This window comes from Acidovorax sp. FG60 (assembly GCF_057808995.1).
In genome coordinates, this window is record NZ_JBMDJC010000010.1 from 1 (window position 1) to 15,465 (window position 15,465).

The 15,465-nt window shown below is 64.6% G+C and carries 13 protein-coding genes; 4 read left to right on the forward strand and 9 right to left on the reverse strand.

What is annotated here, in order from left to right:
* Positions 1 to 24: 24 nt before the first annotated feature.
* From ACODS0_RS15900 to ACODS0_RS15935, 8 genes are all read right to left on the reverse strand, one after another.
* Positions 25 to 327 (reverse strand): ubiquitination-like system serine protease family protein, encoded by a 303-nt coding sequence (locus ACODS0_RS15900; protein WP_488835944.1) that lies wholly within the window; start codon positions 325 to 327, stop codon positions 25 to 27.
* A 2-nt stretch (positions 328 to 329) separates the two neighbouring features.
* Entirely contained in the window at positions 330 to 1,736 is a 1,407-nt protein-coding gene (locus ACODS0_RS15905; protein ID WP_488835945.1) for a ThiF family adenylyltransferase, read from the reverse strand.
* Entirely contained in the window at positions 1,736 to 2,665 is a 930-nt protein-coding gene (locus tag ACODS0_RS15910) for a multiubiquitin domain-containing protein (RefSeq protein WP_488835946.1), read from the reverse strand. The genes ACODS0_RS15905 and ACODS0_RS15910 overlap by 1 nt, the downstream gene beginning before the upstream one ends.
* Before the next feature lie 99 nt (positions 2,666 to 2,764).
* The gene (locus ACODS0_RS15915; protein ID WP_488835947.1) at positions 2,765 to 6,193 is read right to left on the reverse strand and encodes a UvrD-helicase domain-containing protein; all 3,429 of its coding nucleotides are present in this window, start codon (positions 6,191 to 6,193) and stop codon (positions 2,765 to 2,767) included.
* 4 nt (positions 6,194 to 6,197) lie between these two features.
* A complete protein-coding gene (locus tag ACODS0_RS15920) occupies positions 6,198 to 6,791 on the reverse strand; it encodes a hypothetical protein (RefSeq protein WP_488835948.1) in 594 nt (197 codons plus the stop codon).
* The gene (locus ACODS0_RS15925) at positions 6,788 to 7,567 is read right to left on the reverse strand and encodes an RNA polymerase sigma factor (RefSeq protein ID WP_488835949.1); all 780 of its coding nucleotides are present in this window, start codon (positions 7,565 to 7,567) and stop codon (positions 6,788 to 6,790) included. The genes ACODS0_RS15920 and ACODS0_RS15925 overlap by 4 nt, the downstream gene beginning before the upstream one ends.
* 63 nt (positions 7,568 to 7,630) lie before the next feature.
* Complete coding sequence (locus ACODS0_RS15930) at positions 7,631 to 9,853, reverse strand: S8 family peptidase (protein WP_488835950.1); 2,223 nt, start codon at positions 9,851 to 9,853, stop codon at positions 7,631 to 7,633.
* On the reverse strand, positions 9,850 to 11,013 hold the full coding sequence (locus ACODS0_RS15935; RefSeq protein ID WP_192871558.1) for an AAA family ATPase: 1,164 nt from the start codon (positions 11,011 to 11,013) through the stop codon (positions 9,850 to 9,852). The genes ACODS0_RS15930 and ACODS0_RS15935 overlap by 4 nt, the downstream gene beginning before the upstream one ends.
* Positions 11,014 to 11,499: 486 nt before the next feature.
* On the opposite strand from ACODS0_RS15935, the gene radC reads away from it, so the two are divergent.
* The 3 genes from radC (at position 11,500) to ACODS0_RS15950 (ending at position 13,382) form a co-directional block, all read left to right on the forward strand.
* Positions 11,500 to 12,021 (forward strand): RadC family protein, encoded by a 522-nt coding sequence (gene radC / locus ACODS0_RS15940; protein ID WP_209801849.1) that lies wholly within the window; start codon positions 11,500 to 11,502, stop codon positions 12,019 to 12,021.
* Positions 12,022 to 12,300: 279 nt separating this feature from the next.
* Positions 12,301 to 12,825, forward strand: a complete 525-nt coding sequence (locus ACODS0_RS15945; protein WP_488835951.1) for a thioesterase family protein — start codon at positions 12,301 to 12,303, stop codon at positions 12,823 to 12,825.
* Positions 12,826 to 13,034: 209 nt separating this feature from the next.
* Positions 13,035 to 13,382 (forward strand): DUF2958 domain-containing protein, encoded by a 348-nt coding sequence (locus ACODS0_RS15950; RefSeq protein ID WP_472905576.1) that lies wholly within the window; start codon positions 13,035 to 13,037, stop codon positions 13,380 to 13,382.
* Positions 13,383 to 13,415: 33 nt separating this feature from the next.
* Here the strand turns inward: ACODS0_RS15950 and ACODS0_RS15955 are convergent, their stop codons facing one another.
* The gene (locus tag ACODS0_RS15955; RefSeq protein WP_488835952.1) at positions 13,416 to 14,087 is read right to left on the reverse strand and encodes a DUF6988 family protein; all 672 of its coding nucleotides are present in this window, start codon (positions 14,085 to 14,087) and stop codon (positions 13,416 to 13,418) included.
* Positions 14,088 to 14,622: 535 nt separating this feature from the next.
* Between ACODS0_RS15955 and ACODS0_RS15960 the strand changes: the two genes are divergently transcribed.
* Positions 14,623 to 15,450 (forward strand): DUF932 domain-containing protein, encoded by an 828-nt coding sequence (locus tag ACODS0_RS15960; protein ID WP_488835953.1) that lies wholly within the window; start codon positions 14,623 to 14,625, stop codon positions 15,448 to 15,450.
* Positions 15,451 to 15,465 lie beyond the last annotated feature (15 nt).

Consider the following 15,465-nt stretch of genomic DNA (forward strand, 5'->3'; position numbering starts at 1 on the left):
CGCCAGTGCTAGCTTTTCGTACCGTCACTTATTGCACTGAAAACGAGGAGACCCCTGAACCGAGGGGAAGAGCGTCGGCCTGCCCCAGAAGTCGGTTTCGACCGACCACCGGGGCCGTCGATCCGGGTTGAGCGAAAGCGAGATCTGCACCCCACAACCTCCCGGGCAGCTCATGCAAGCCCATTTCTTGACGCCGCTGTCAATGACCAGCCACAGCTCGCCAGGCGGCACCGGACTCTTGCCCGGATGCTGCGTGACCGGTGAAACGAGCAGGTCGTAGTGCAGCCACCCGAACCTGCGCAGCGCGCGCGCGATAAGCCGCTTCATGGTTAGCCGATCACGCCAAGAAATGGATTGACATCGCCACGCCCCCAGCTCGCCTGGCTGGCACAAACCGGGCAAGAGGCGACAGGCCGGCAGGTCATGGCGCGATCCTCCATGCGGTCGAAGCGGCGAATCCTGTTGTGCGTCATGCCCTGGGGGCCGCGAAAACTGGTCAGGCCCTGAATGAGCTCATCGACGGCTGTGCAGGCGATGGCCGTGGTGAACGTGACCACGGCGGGCGCGGGGTCGCCGCCGCCATCCACATAGGCCTCCGCCTTACGCCGCTCGAACTCGGCCGGGTCGCTGCGTCGGAGCCCTTCGACCGCAGCGCGGCGCGGATCGGCCACACCCAGACACATGAGACAAGGGTTGCCAGGGCGAATCGTCGACACGCGGCCCGTCATGTCGTAGTCCGCGCCGCTGCGTGCCGCGCGCATGCGCAGGCCCACATCGATCAGTGGGATGCCGTAGTAGTGCGCCAGGCGGTTGAGCATCAGACGCCCCTGATGGTCGTCGGTACAACCGAACAGCACATCGCAGGAGCGCAGCAGATCGCGCATATCGGGATGGCCGACCCACTCCTTCTTGGTGACGACCTGCGTGCCCAGGTCTGCCGCGCGAATCTCGCGCGCGAGGATGTCCACCTTGGCCAGACCGGCGGCCACATCTGCGGCGCGCGAGCCATGCACGCGGTTGAGGTTGGAGACATCGATGGTGTCTTTGTCCATCAGCCCCAGAAAGCCAACGCCCAGTCGCGCCAGCAGCATCGCGACAGCACTGCCCGTTCCGCCGCTCCCTACTACGCCGACCCGCAGCCCGCGCACGACCGGATTGAACCCTCGGCCGAAGAGCGCGGCCTGCCGCGCCAGGAATTGGTCTTCGTCAGCTGCAGCCACCGTGCGCGCGATCTTGATCTGGCTGCCTACCAGCGAGATCGAGGATGCCGTGACCGTCTCGCCAGGTGCGATCCAGAGCCTACCCGCCATACCGTCATCGCGGCCGAACACCATGCTGGCCAGGCCGGAAACGCCCTTGTTGAACGTCGTCCGGGCGAGCTCCGCCTCGTTTCGGTCATCCTGGTCGGAGAAGAACGCTGCCGCGTTCGGATGCGTGTGCACCAGGCCCGCGACCAAGCCGCGTTCCTTCGCGACGCCGAGAACGCGCATGAAGCCGCGGGTGGACCATGTGACGTGGACCGGCGATGCCGAAACCATCTCATCGGCCGCGACGGGAATGACCTCGTGCGAGATCAGCCTGGTGCGAGGCAGGCCCGACCAAGGGTCTGCCGCGATGTCGGCCTTGCCGAACAGCACATAGGCGGATGCCTCGGCCCCGTTCTCCCTTTGCAGCAACAAGCGCAGGGCCGTCTCGTGCGGCTCCAGCAGGACGATATCCAGAACGGCCGGCGACATCACTTCGCCTCCGCCAGGGCGTGCTCAATGCGCTTGAGCATGGTGTGCAGGCCGTCGATGCCCGGGCGCCACGCCGTGTTGTGGCGCGACCAGCGCTGCCAGCTGCGGCCCTGGAACGCGTGGGCCTGGTCGGCGCAGGTCGGGTAGCGCCCCACGCCTTGCAGCGTCAGCCAGGGGTCGCAATAGAACATGTCCGGCGCGACATCGGGATAGCCGGGCGGCAGGAGAACGAGCACGTCGGCCGCGGGGTGGTTGAACTTTCCGACGGGCAGCGGCAACTGCTTGAAGATGACGCCCGTGTGCGCACCGTCGCTCACCATCTCGAAGACCACGCCGTGGCTGCTCAGATAGCGCTCGTCCGCATCGGGCAGCGCGAGCAGCCCCTCCGTGGTGTCGCGGATCAGCGTGATGAAGCGCTCGATGCCCGGCTTACCCAGATCAATCAGGTCGCCGTCGCGGATCAGGATGTCCTGGCCCCCGCCGCGCACTTCGAGGTAGACGTCGTAGGTCTCCGGCGGGACGCCGGCCAGCGCCTTGAGCACGCGTCCGCTGATGCTGGGCTTGCCCCATTCGAGCTGCCTGTCGTCGATCGTGAACTTGAACGCGCGGTCGGTCTGGAAGATGACGAAGCGCTCCGCGCCGCGGCCGCGCAGATCGTAGGTTTCATCCAGACGCAGGTCCTCGAACTCGCCGGAGGTCAGGATCGCATAGACGCTGTGCTCATCGACCGGGCGCGCGCCGGCGGCCTGGAGGATCTGGCGCGCGGTCGGCACCGGATCGGCGAGGTCGACGTTGCGCTCGTGGAGCTGGTCGTCCAGGACAACGATCCGGTAGAGCGCCGCCGGGCGCAGGCTGCGGCCTTCGCGGATCGCCGCCGCGACATCTTCGACATCGGGGCGGTCATCGCCGCTGTGGGTTTGGGTTTGCATTTGATTGCCTTTCTTGGGGAGCCATCACCTGCGGGATTGCAGGCTTTCTGGCCCCCTTACTCAGTCAATCGCAGCCCAGCGCCAGACCGGAAAGGCCGGTCAAAGTTTTTCTTGCACCCACGCCCCTCCGGGCAAGTCGCCGCAGAGGAAGAAGCTCGGGCAGCGCGGACAGCTGCGCGCCTCGGGCTTCGCCGGGAACTGCCCGGCCTGCATCGCCTGAAGGAAGGATTGCAGCTTCTCGCGCCTGGACTCCAGCTTGCGCGACGTGATTTCCATCGGCTGGATGGTTTCGCTGGTCAGGTAGGTCACCTCGACCTGCGCGCCCGGACCGAAGGCTTGAACGGCGGCAAGGTGAAGAACCGTGTATTCGATGTCATCGAAGGCGTTCGAGCGCTGCTTGCCCGTCTTGACGCGTCGCACCGTGACGCGTCCCCCATCTTCGCGGGCTACGCCATCGGGACTGACCAGGATCTCGCCCTCCGCCCAACCCAACGAGATCGGAGGTGCTGGCGCGGGCACCCCGCGGCTGCGGCTCTCGATGAGAAAGTCGACGAGCCGTCTGCCGATGCGCCGGTAGTCTTCCGCGTAACCATGCTCCGCCACTCCCTTGGAGCGCCACGCCTCCTCGAAGCGCGCCGCCAACTCATCGACTGTGGGGCTCGTCGTCTCGTGCTCGCGCTTCAGCCACTCGAACACATCGCTCACGACGTTGTGCATCTTCATGAACGCCGTTTCGGTTCGCCGACCGCCCAGCCTCAGCACGTGCGTGTACAGGAAGCGGCGCGGGCAACGCTCGAAGAGGTTGACCTGGATGTCGGTCCATTGAGGACGCCCTTGCCATGTGATGGATAGCGGCACGCTCGTCGATGTCGGGCCGGCTCGCAACGGCACCGGGACCGGACGAACAAGGAATCGGTCGATCGGAGCGACGAACCTGGAGGGGCTACGGGCACGCCCATCAGCCTGCCTGGCGTAGGCATACAGCTGCAGCCTGTCGCGCGCTCGCGAGAGTGCGACGAAGAACAAGCACTCTTCTTCCTCGTCGTGGCCGGCCTTCACCGCCTCGATACCGGTCAACCCCTCCGAACCGTGGATCAGACCATCCGGTGGAAGACAACGCGGCGGCACGTCGTTGCGCGGCAGGCCGGACGTCACCATGCCAGGCAGATGAACGACATCGAACTCCAGCCCCTTGCTTCCGTGGATGGTCATCAAGCGCACAGCGTCGATGTTCTCGGCGCTGCGGGGCAGCTGGCTCAGTCCACGATCCTCCGAGAGCAGCACCAGGCGTCGGATGCGATCAAGCAGCCGAAGCACTGGCACGCCCTGCCCTCTGGGCTGCCGGCGACAGAAGTTCAGGAACTGCCAGATGGCCAGACCTTGCATGCGGCTCTGCGCATCACCAGCCTGATAAAGCGTCTTCGCGAGTCCGAGACTGTCGATCGTCCATCCGGCTAGCAGAGTCCAGGGGTTCGTCGATGCGCTCACGCCCGCGAAAAGCGTGGACAAGCGCGAGAGTGCTTCCCGAGTGCCCTCTGCCAGGCCGTCCACCTCGGCATGCATGGCCAACCATGCCATCGAGGCTGGATTCGCCGCTCGCAGGTGCTCGATGACCCGCATGACATCCTGCAGCGGCATTTGATACCAGGCCGTGGTTGCCACGCGCACCATCGCGGCCGCCCGTGGGTCGGACGCAAGCGACAGCAAGGCCAGGAGATCCTTGATTTCCGGCCTCTCGAACAGGCTTCCAAGGTGCAGCGCGGGAATGCCTCTGGCTTCAAGACCTTCGGCAATGGCGTTCAGGCGCGCGTTGGACGCGCACAGAACCGCCTGGCCACCGTAGGCAATGCCCTGCTCACGCAGGGCTGAAATCGACGCGGCAAGCGCGGAGATTTCGTCGTCAGCCGAGTCAGCAACGCGAAGCTCTACCCGTTCTCCCTTGGTGCCGCGGTCGGCCTTTAGCTTCAGCGGCAAAGCACCGGCGGATGCTTGCATACCACGCGCGAACTCGGTGAACACATCGACAATGCGCTCGTCAGAGCGATAGTTGACGCCCAGCCGTGCGGCCTGCGCGCCAGGGAAGTCGATCGAAAAGCGCGCGATGTTCGTCGCAGAGGCGCCGCGGAAGCGGTAGATGGACTGGCGTGCATCGCCGACAACCCACAGGTTGCGGCCGTCGCCGACGATGGCCTTCAGGAGCCGGACCGAGGCGCGGTTGACATCTTGGTACTCATCTACCAGCACATGCTCATGGCGAGCACGCAGGGCGTCCCTTACCTCGGCGCTACCCTCGACAAGACGGACCGGCAGCGCAACCAGGTCGCCGAAGTCCAGCAGCTGGCGCCCGGTCAGCAGCCGTTCGTACGCTTCGAAGAGCGTGGCAACCTCCAGGCACTTCTGGGCGCGGACCTTGGCGTCCTGGTCGGTTCCCGCTCGGACCGCCATGGACTGCGCGAGGGCGCGATAACCCGCAGCATCGACAACCTCATCCTTGGCGCGCGAGATCGCGCTCAGCATGTCGCTCAAGTCCTGGGACGGATCCCAGAGGTTGCGATAGTGCTTCAGGTCGAGCCGCGGAAACTCGTCCTCCAGGAGTTCAATTGCCTCCGTCCGGTCGATCAGTCGCGGGTCCGGCGGCTGCGCCAGTCGGTCGTGGAAGCGGCGAACGATGTCTAGGCCAAACGCGTGGAATGTGCCGATCCACATCGCTACCGCCGCGAGAGGATTGCTCGCGGCAATCCTCTCGCACAGTTCATTGGCCGCCTTGTTGGAGAAGGTGAGTACCAGGATCGTAGTGGGATCGACGCCGTCCGCAAGCAACCCTTCGATGCGACGAACAAGCGTCCGCGTCTTGCCCGTACCCGGCCCTGCCTGCAGCTGAAACGCCAAGCCACGATGTGCTGCCGCCTGAGCCTGCGTGGGGTCTGGGGTGAGCGGAGCTGCCACGGCGCCGGTGCCTACGGGGTGCGGCTCTTCGGCCGGTGGCAGCAGCAGTGCATCCAGCAACTGTTGCTGCACGACGGCGAGCGGCGCGCCAAAGCGCGTCGCGATCATGAGGGAGCTCAGCCCCTCGTTGACATGCAACTCGCGCAGCACAGGGCGCGGAAGCAGATACTCTCGCGCGAAGAGGTCCATCTTGACCTCACGCCGCTCGCGCGCCCCGTAGTCAAGAACGCGATCGACACCGACCGGAGCGTCCTCCATCGATCGATCAGGCTCGACGTCCACCGTCACCACGTCCAGCACGCCACCTTCCAGCACGACATGGCCGAGTTCGTGTGCGATGAGGAAGGCGCGTTCGAAGTCCGATCCGCGATCCTCGTAGAGGATGCTTCCAGCCTGGCTGTCGAGTGTGGCTCTGCCTCCCTTTAGTTGCGTATCCCCTACCTGCAGCGCATACAAATCCAAGCTGCGACTCGTGGCTTCCCGACGCGCAAACTCCAGAGGTTGGGTCGGATCGCCACCGGCCGCGACGTTCGCACGGTGCAGGCGTTCTGCTTCCCGGCGAGCGGCCTCGGTGGCGTCCATCGCTTTAGTCCGACAACGCCTTCAGCGTCGCCTGCTGTTCTGGCGTGAGCTGTGAAGTCGCGACCGCTTGGTCGAATGTGATCTGTTCTCCCACACTCGGCTTCACGCTGGACCGAAAAGCATGTCCGGAGACCATCCCCGGTGGGCCCTGCAGGTACGCGCCCACAGCTTGCACTGTGGCGCCCAACTCCGAAGCAAGCTTCTCGACGAATCGGGCGGGAATGGTTGCAGCGCTGATGGCTCGATCGCGCACGCGCATCAGAAAGAGATTGCTGACATCCAGGCTACGCGCGAGCGACTTGAAGCCGCTCGAATTGAGCTTGGCGAACGGATTCACCACCTCCGCGGCGGGCTGCTGGACAGCCCGCTCAAACCGTTGCCAGGCCTTGTCCACCAGACTATCCGGCACCTCGGCTGCCGAAACATCTTCCGCTGGCGGCTGATGACGCAGATCGATCGAACAGTCGATCAGCGCAGTCGCATGCTGCGGGTACTCGCTGATGTAGCGCTCGAGCGTTTCCCGGCCATGGTCGGGCTCCATGGAGAACGCCATCAGCACGGATTCCTCGTCCGCGGGGAAGGGCTTTGAGGTGCTCATACGTCCCCCTGAAGAGCGGCCCTCAAGGTCTTGTACGCTCGGACTTTGCGATTTCTTACGGTCCTCTCATCGCACTTCAGCATCTTGGAGATAGTCATCATGTTGGGGTCCTCTGAGTGGGTCTGGAAACCTTGTCGCAACAAGCCCACGACCCGTCTCTGATCATCTGGTAATGCATCAATCGCAGCGTCTAGCTCCAACCGGAAAGCCGGGTCGTCAATTTTTTTGGGGTCACCTCCGAGGAAGTCGGCTGCGGCTGCTTCGACCTCAGGAGAAATGTCCTGACCTTCATCACCGTCGGTGGAGAGCGGCACGGTGACCACCGCAGCCGGCCCGATCTGCCTCAGCACAGTCTTGCGGAACCGGGAAAATGCCAGGTCGAACCGCACCTCAAAGAAGTCCAGCATGGCGAAGCGGCCGTTGCAGTCCTTGGCGATTCGCTCGGCGAATCGGCCCATGACCTCTTCGCGTATGCCCTGCGCCCCGGCCATACGGGCGTCGGAGATCGTCGAACACAGGGACTGCCCGACGCGTTTCATAAGCAGTTCGAAGATCTGCTTGAACTCGCTCTGGGCACCAGCATCCCAGGCGCGCCGCAGGAAATACGTCATCGCTTCCGACGGAACATAGCCGTCGCTTTTTCTCGACGTGATGGCGAAAGCCTGCAGGCGTATAGCAGCATCGAGCGACTCCAGTCTTACCAAGCAGGCCTCAATCTCCCGCGGTCGCGTGAACGGCGCCCCATTCTTGTCTTTGCTCTTCAAAGGCTCCGGCATCGGTCTTCTCCTTGCTCCTTAGTCCTCGCTGCTTCAAGCTTGCTTTGGATTCCACCTTCGATATCACCGAATGCGGATCGGCAACGACACCTGCGGCTGGATCGGCACCAGCGTCTTGGCGTATGCGCGCAGGATGTCGTTGTACAGATCGGCGTGCTTCGGCGCCTCGACCGACAAGATCAGCGCGTATCGAATCTTCTCAGGACCTGTGGCTCGGCCACCACCGTCGCGGGCGTTGTAATGGATGTCGAACACAGGGTTATTGAGGCTGGAACCACGGAAGGTCTTGGCCCCGTGCAGAACGGTTTCCCACTTGCCCTGATCCGAACGGCGTTCCTGTTCGGTGGCGAACTTCTTCAGGTCGAAAAAGCCCTTGGTTTCCGCGTTGCTCTTGCCGTCCTTGATCTTTTCGTCGTTGGGTCGGAAGACGACTTCGAGACCAGCCTTGGTGTAGGCTGCGGCATCCTGCGGATCGGTGGGCGACGCATAGCAGAACGTGGCTTTTAGGCGGACGTTGCCCGTCAGGCCCTCCTTGGGCAGCGGAAGGCTGGCGCGCAGGTATTTGCTGGGTTTGAGCTCCCCCTGATAGACAACCCTGGCCACGCCATCCGGGCACGTGATGATGTCGAGCGTGTCCTCGGGAATCTTTCCCCAGCCCACTTCGATCGGGTCATGTTCGCCGGAATCAGCCGCATGGACCAGCAAGGCTTTGATGGCGAGAGGCGTCAGGTTGCCGCCCAGGATCGCACGGATACCGACCGCACTGCGCAGCAGGTACGGCGCCGCGAAGCTGGTGCCGAGCTGTGGCGTCAGCACCGGTTTCTCGTTCGGGGCCAAGACGTGGAAGTATTTGGCCGCCGGGTTGCCGCCGAAGGCCATCAGATCCGGCTTGACGACGCCGGGGCTGCGGCCCGGCCCGATCGCGCTGTAGGGCGCGCGAGCCCAGTCCGCGCCGGTGTCATCGGCCGCGCCGACCGCGAGCGCATTCACGCAGTCAGACGGAACCTGCACCCGGCTGTAGCCGAGCTCGCGGTCGCGTTCTCCGTTGTTGCCCACGGCCACGGTCATGAGCGTGTCGCCATCGCTGAGCAGTTCGTCGATGACGGAGGTCCAAGCATGGACCTCCTGATCCTCCACTTCGAGGTCCGGCCCCAGGCTCAGGTTGATGAACTCGTAGGAGCGGGACAGCAGAACCTGTTCGATGAGACCGAGCGTGCGATACAGCTCCAGCGGGTCTTCGCCACCCGATTCCTGGTCGAGCACACGCAAATGGTCCACCGGGGCGAAAGGCCTGCCGGCCGCTCCGTTGGGCTGGATCGGTCCGAACAGCACGGCCGAGGTCACGCCCAGGCCGTGCTCCGGGCCATGCGGGTCATCGTCGGCGTCCTCGTCGAGCTTGCGGTACGAGCCCAGCCAGGGACCGATTGGGTGGTGCTTCGGCAAGCCACCGTCCAGGATGGCGACGCGAGGCTCAGACGACAGGGCCTGCTCGGTGGGGAGGCTGCACCCTACCGAGGGCCCACCGCTGCGTTGTAACGGGCGGATGCCGCGCAGCTTGGGCACCGGCCGGATCACCCGGACGAAGGCAAAACTGGCCAGCCTCTCGACTTCGCGCGGCTTTCCCTCGACCGGCACGAACCACAGGTTGCCTGCGACGAAATCGACTTCACTATGGACCTTCACGCCCTCCCGCTGGGCGAACTTCACGAAAGCCTGCTGAATCAGGCCAGGATCTTCGTCAGGCAACAGATGCAGGCCCACCTCGAAAAAGCGATCCTTCGGGCCACCTAGGCTCACGATGCGCTCCGCTGGCGCGAAGGCGGCGAACTGTTCGATGTGGGTCAGGTCTTCGCCCTCGTCGGACTGCACGTCGATAGTTTCCGTCCACTGCGAGAGCTTACGGAAGGCTTGGCGCTTGCCAGCGACGAACAGTTCGGTGGTTGTGGTCTCTTGTGGCTGCCCCTTGCGAGTCCAAGCCTTCGGCTTGACCTTGACGGTGCGGCTGCCGATGGACTCCAGCCCCGTGCTACGCAACAGGCCGGTTGGGAAATAGGAGCGAGCAATGAAGCTGGGATTCATCATCAACCGGGCCACGGCGAAGTCTCCCGGACAGGCGTCGGCAGACAGTTCGTCGAGCGCCTTCGCAGCGCTGCGGAATTGGGGCACCAACTGTTCCCGCGCCTGCGCGAAGGTGTAGACCTCAGCCTTGCCGGGCATGCGTCTCGGACCGACAATGTCATGGGTCAACAGTTCGCCACGACCGATCAAAAAATTGGTTTGGCTCATGCGTCAGCCTTTCTCCTGAGCGCGGTCTTTCGTGCCGCAGGCGTATCGTTGGTGTATTTGCGGATCGTGTCCCGGCTCACGCCCGTGATGTCGGAGACGGCGTGTTGGGACAGGCGGGTCTGCTTGGCCAGCATCACTGCCAGGTCGATACGCCCCTGCCTGTCGAGAGCCAAAGCGCGAGCCTTCATGAAGTCCTCAACCAGATCGGCGTCGGTGGTCGTACCCAGGGCCACGGCGCGCCGGAAACGCTGCACATCGCGCTCGATGTCGCTGAAGGAGTGCCCGGCGAATGCAAACACCAGGATGTCGATCCAACGGGCAAAAAGGGCGTAGTCCGGCCCCAGAAAACGCTTGATAGCTTCCTTGACGGCCTGCCCATCGGGCGTCTTGAACTGGACCACCAGGTCGAAGCGGCGCCACAGCGCTGGATCGATCAGTTCAGGGTGGTTGGTAGCCGCCAGCAATACGCTGCTGGCGGGCCATTCGTCGACTTCCTGCAGGATCACCGTGACCAGGCGCTTGAGTTCGCCCACGTCGCTGTCATCACTGCGCCGCTTGGCGATGGCATCGATCTCGTCCAGCAGCAGCACGCAGGGATCGCGCTTGGCGAAGTCGATGGCCGCCCGCAGGTTGGCGCCGCTCTTGCCAAGCAGGCTACTCATCACGGCGGTCAGGTCGAGCACGTACAGCGGCACCTTCAACTGCGCGGCGAGCCAGCGTGCCGTAAGCGTCTTGCCAACCCCGGGCGGTCCCACAAAGATGGCGGAGCGGGTCGGCGTCAGCCCCATGGCCCGCAGCCGTTCACTCTGTCGGCGCTCGGCGATGAGTTGCCCCAAGACATCCTCGACATCGCTGGACAGCAGCGGCGCGTCTTTCGTCGGCTCGTCTTTGAACACCTTCAGGAGCGAGAGGCGGGATTCGTCATCGACCGGCAGGGCTTGGGTCGCCGACGGCGGAGGCGACAGCTTGCGCATGGGAGAGACGCTGCGTACCGGCTTCGACTTCAGGAACAGTTCGAGTTGCTCGGCCAGGTCGGGCGCCGTCCCACGGTACTTGCGGACCAGTCGCGCCGCGAACAGGCGCACGTCTTCTGTCTGCTCGGCCAGAGCCAGGCGAACCATCTGGGCTAAATCTGACTGCTCTTCCTTCATTTCGCCCATCACTTAATTAACCTGTTGATTTATATGTATAAAAGCAAACACATTCTCGGACTACATTCATTATCTCACAAGTCAGAGTGAAGTTGACAAACGAAGCCAGTGCCAGTGGCGGTGACAGTCTGGTCGTCGACGGATGTCCGGGTCGTGCGACCTTGATACAACGTCCCGGCGTCCCGCCGTCGGGCTCTGCGAGCTGCGCCCCGCGCCCCGTGCCGGGTCGCGGCCATTCGGCTGCGATCCCTGACGTCTCCGCGGCGTGGCCGCTGCGCACTCCGCTTGCCGGGGCTGTTGTGGTGTGCGGGGGTGGCGGTCTTGCTTTGCCCTTTCAACCTACCACGCCGTTCTCGCCGTCAAGGGCTGCGCGTGCCTTGCACGCTGGCGTCCTGGCGGCCGTCTCTGGCTTCGCCTCCGACCCCTGACCGCTTGCGCTGCGGCGTGGGTGGCCGGTTCCGGGCAATCCCGCCCGATTCCAAACCGGAGCCGATCATGTCGCAGCTGTCTTCCCTGTCGTTCACGTCTTCCATCGATTCTTCCCTGCTCGTTCGCGATGTCGCGGGCAGCTACCGTCCTGCCGAGCCGGCTGAAGTGCTGCAGGCCGCGTTGCGGGTGCTGGCGGGCCAGTTGCGCGGCACCGAGATGCTGTCGTCGCCGCAGGCGGTGCGCGACTTCCTGCGCATCAAGCTGGGCACGCTGGAGCACGAGGTGTTCGCGGTGATCCATCTGGACGCCCAACACCGGGTCATCGAGTACGTGGAGATGTTCCGCGGCACCGTGACTCAAACGTCGGTCTATCCGCGCGAGGTGGTCAAGGAAGCCATGGCACACAACACGGCGGCCATCGTTCTGGTCCACAACCACCCGTCGGGCGTGGCCGAGCCCTCACGGGCCGATGAGCATCTGACCCAGACCCTCAAGAGCGCGCTGTCGCTGGTGGACGTGCGGGTCATCGATCACCTGATCGTGGCCGGACCGACGATTCTGTCCTTCGCAGAACGCGGGCTGATCTGAGCCAACACAACCGGGAGCCACACCGGCTCCCGGATTTTCGTTTCCTGCCCAACAGCGTGCCACCGCACAGTGGCACGAGCACTTCATGGCTTCGAGGCCGGAGACGGTGCCCCCCGTTTGCCTCGGACGGACAACCGCATCGCGCCAGCTACGCTGGAGAACGCCTGGCTGGGTTGAAGACGCGATAGATCCAAAGGAGGATCGAAAGCTGTTCCCGCCACCCCGATTTAACGCGGGGTTTCGGACCGAATGCGCTTCATCAACCCATCTCTCCAACCCATGAACCACCAAGGCATCAGCGAAATCTCCTTTGAAGAAACCTACAGCGTGCCGCCGGAGCAGACGGCCCGGGCGCTGTTTTCCAGGCTCCCGCATGGGAGCGACTATGCGCAACGTCTGATCGAATGCCTGGCGACCGGGTATCTGGTTGCCGTCGTGGAGTCCATCTGCATCCGAGAGATGCAGCGGCATGTGGATGCCGACTCGGAGGTCGTGGTGGGTCGGACAATCGAACTGGAGCACAAGGGGCCGATCCCGCCAGGATCAACCCTGAAGCTGCGGGGCTGGGTTGAACGGCTCGGGGAGCGAAGCGCGAAATTCCGCGTGCAGGCTTCCGACGACCACGAGCTGGTTTGCGACGGCTGCGTCATTCTGGTGGTGGCGCCACGAACCTCGATGGAGTCGCGCATTGCTGCAAAAGTGGTGGCGCTCGGGACGAAGTCAGATGTGGACCTGGTTGAGGACGTGCACGGGATGCCTGTCTCGCTGGATTCGGTGAGTCGCCTGGAACCCCAGATTCCCTGAACGCGCCCTACCCCTGGGGAATCAGGGAAGTGGGATTGGGCTGGCTTGCTGTTGCACCCAGCGTGCCACGCCGTTCTCGCCGTCAAGGTCGGCGCGCATCGGTGATGCGCTGGCGGCCTGGGCGGCCGTCTACGAACCTTGACCGCTGCGCTGCGGCGTGACCCAGAGGCTGCGGGCAATCCCGCCCGGCATTCCTTCTGGAGTTCACCATGAACGCACTCATCACCGACGAGCAGCGCGTGCTGCTGCTGGCCAATGGCCGCGAAACGCTGCAGAACCCTGACTTCGACCCGGCGCCCGTGGTCAAGCTGTTCACACCCGACGCTGGCGCAACCTGGCTGCTGACCGAGATCGACCCGGACGACCGCGATCATGCTTTCGGTTTGTGCGACCTGGGCTTGGGTGCGCCCGAGCTAGGCTGGGTCAGTCTTCAGGAGCTGGCCACCGTGCGTGGTCGGCTCGGATTGCCGGTTGAGCGCGATCTGCACTTTCGCGCCGAAAAGCGGCTGAGCGCCTACGCGCGAGACGCGCGGCTGGCCGGACGCATCGTCGTCTGACCAGCCACCAGGGCGTCACGGACGCCCTGGTTTTCAGGGCTTCAGCAGATCCGGCAGGCAGTCGGCGAACGCCGGCTGGATCTTGCTCATCGGCTTGACGATGGATTCATCGCCAGTGAGCACGGCCATCGTCATGCCGGTCATGGTGCTCAGACCATTGGAGTTGCGCAGCACCTGCAGAGCCAGGTGCACGGGGAAACCATCCGCGCTGCGCCGCAACGGGTGGATGCCGCCGTGCACGAAGGAGTTCATGGCGTTCCAGGACACGTCCTTGAACTGGGTCAGCATCCCGTGGGCCGCTGCGGGCACGCCCTGCCCCACCCGCTTGCCGATCTGATCGATCATTTCCTTTGCGCTGGGCAGGTTCTTGGCGGCCTGTTCGGTTTCGATGGTAAGCGGCGCCGACAGCTTCTCGATGGCCGCGTCGCTGGCGGCATAGATCAGCCACAGGGCCCGGGTCAGTGCCTCGAACTGCAGGCGCATCAGGCTAACCGCCGAGGTCGGCAGGCCCAGCGCCATCAGGGCGCGCAGTGCTGTCGCGTGCTCCATGGCCACCACGCACATGCCCAGGGCTGCTTCGCCTCGCGGAGAACCATCGAACTCGGCGTCGTCGAGCAGCTCGGTCAGTCGCTCCATCAGCGCATCAGAGCGGGTGAGCATCTGATCCAGGGGGTCGTCGGAGTGGGCAGTGTCTTTCTCAGGCATTCCGTCATCGTAGAGCGATCGCGGTCACTGGGCGTCTCCGGCCATTGGGGGTTGGCCGGCCGCGCTGTCGTGCTGCGCATCGAGCCCACGGGCCCTGCGGTTCCGACGTCTCGCCCCTGGCGGGCTTCCATCGTTCCCTTCCCTCCGGTCGGCTGACGCCTTCGGCCCGGCCTCACGTCCGGTCCTGCGCGCTGCGCTTGCGTGGGGTCGGCGCCATCTGCGGCCAAAGGGCCACTGGCGCCCTCTTCCCTCGTCCATCACCACTGGCGCGACCGTAGCCCACCGCTCGGTGCCGTCAAGGCGCGCCAGGCCGTGTCCTCGGCTGCGCCTGCGGGCCGCACCAGCCCTGGCGCTTGCCTCCTTGACGGCACCGAGCGGCGCGCTCCTGTGGTCGCGGGCGATGAACTCAGGAAAGACGGTGGCAACGGGGCCGGCCCAGGTCTCTGCGCCGACCCCACCGGAAGACCCGAAGAGGGCTCCGAATCTAGGAATCCGGTGGGGGTTTTCAACAGCCAGCTTCATTTGGAGAAATGACATGCAACTTGCCTCCCGTTTCGCACCGCGTTCGCCGGTGCTGCGTTCCGAGTCCCCGCTGTCGGATGACCAGATCCGCGCCGTGGCCCCATCCATCTTTGCCGAGGCGCCACACGGCAGCCGCTCCGAGCGCTACAGCTACATCCCCACCGCCACCGTGCTGCAGGAACTGCGCGGCGAGGGCTTCCAGCCTTTCATGGTGTGCCAGACCGGCGTGCGTCAGGACGACCGGCGCGAGTTCACCAAGCACCTGATCCGGCTTCGCCACGCCAGCCAGATCAACGGTCGCGAGGCCAACGAAATCATCCTGCTGAACTCGCACGACGGCACCAGCAGCTACCAGATGCTGGCCGGCATGTTCCGTTTCGTCTGCCAGAACGGTCTGGTGTGCGGCGACACCGTGGCCGACGTGCGCGTGCCGCACAAGGGCGACGTGACCGCGCAGGTGATCGAGGGCGCCTACACGGTGCTGCAGGGCTTCGGGCAGGCGCAAGAGTCGCGCGAGGCCATGCAGGCCGTGACGCTGGACACGGGCGAATCCGAGGTGTTCGCGCGCGCCGCGCTGGCCCTAAAGTACGACGACGCCGAGAAGGCACCGCCCGTCACCGAATCGCAAATCCTGATGCCGCGCCGCCACGACGACGACCGGCGCGACCTGTGGAGCGTGTTCAACCGCACCCAGGAGAACCTGATCAAGGGCGGGCTGACCGGCCGAAGCGCCAACGGGCGCCGCCAGAGCACCCGCCCCGTGCAGGGCATCGACCAGAACCTTCGACTGAACCGCGCCCTGTGGCTGCTGGCCGATGGCCTGCGCCAGCTCAAGGGCTGATCCCCTTTTCATCCC

Bases quoted from the DNA above. Each gene is read 5' to 3' on its own strand.
- ACODS0_RS15930 (WP_488835950.1), bottom strand. From the start codon at position 9,853: ATGAGCCAAACCAATTTTTTGATCGGTCGTGGCGAACTGTTGACCCAT.
- ACODS0_RS15910 (WP_488835946.1), bottom strand. From the start codon at position 2,665: ATGCAAACCCAAACCCACAGCGGCGATGACCGCCCCGATGTCGAAGAT.
- radC (WP_209801849.1), top strand. From the start codon at position 11,500: ATGTCGCAGCTGTCTTCCCTGTCGTTCACGTCTTCCATCGATTCTTCC.
- ACODS0_RS15960 (WP_488835953.1), top strand. From the start codon at position 14,623: ATGCAACTTGCCTCCCGTTTCGCACCGCGTTCGCCGGTGCTGCGTTCC.
- ACODS0_RS15945 (WP_488835951.1), top strand. From the start codon at position 12,301: ATGAACCACCAAGGCATCAGCGAAATCTCCTTTGAAGAAACCTACAGC.
- ACODS0_RS15950 (WP_472905576.1), top strand. From the start codon at position 13,035: ATGAACGCACTCATCACCGACGAGCAGCGCGTGCTGCTGCTGGCCAAT.
- ACODS0_RS15905 (WP_488835945.1), bottom strand. From the start codon at position 1,736: ATGTCGCCGGCCGTTCTGGATATCGTCCTGCTGGAGCCGCACGAGACG.
- ACODS0_RS15925 (WP_488835949.1), bottom strand. From the start codon at position 7,567: ATGCCGGAGCCTTTGAAGAGCAAAGACAAGAATGGGGCGCCGTTCACG.
- ACODS0_RS15935 (WP_192871558.1), bottom strand. From the start codon at position 11,013: ATGGGCGAAATGAAGGAAGAGCAGTCAGATTTAGCCCAGATGGTTCGC.
- ACODS0_RS15955 (WP_488835952.1), bottom strand. From the start codon at position 14,087: ATGCCTGAGAAAGACACTGCCCACTCCGACGACCCCCTGGATCAGATG.
- ACODS0_RS15915 (WP_488835947.1), bottom strand. From the start codon at position 6,193: ATGGACGCCACCGAGGCCGCTCGCCGGGAAGCAGAACGCCTGCACCGT.
- ACODS0_RS15920 (WP_488835948.1), bottom strand. From the start codon at position 6,791: ATGAGCACCTCAAAGCCCTTCCCCGCGGACGAGGAATCCGTGCTGATG.
- ACODS0_RS15900 (WP_488835944.1), bottom strand. From the start codon at position 327: ATGAAGCGGCTTATCGCGCGCGCGCTGCGCAGGTTCGGGTGGCTGCAC.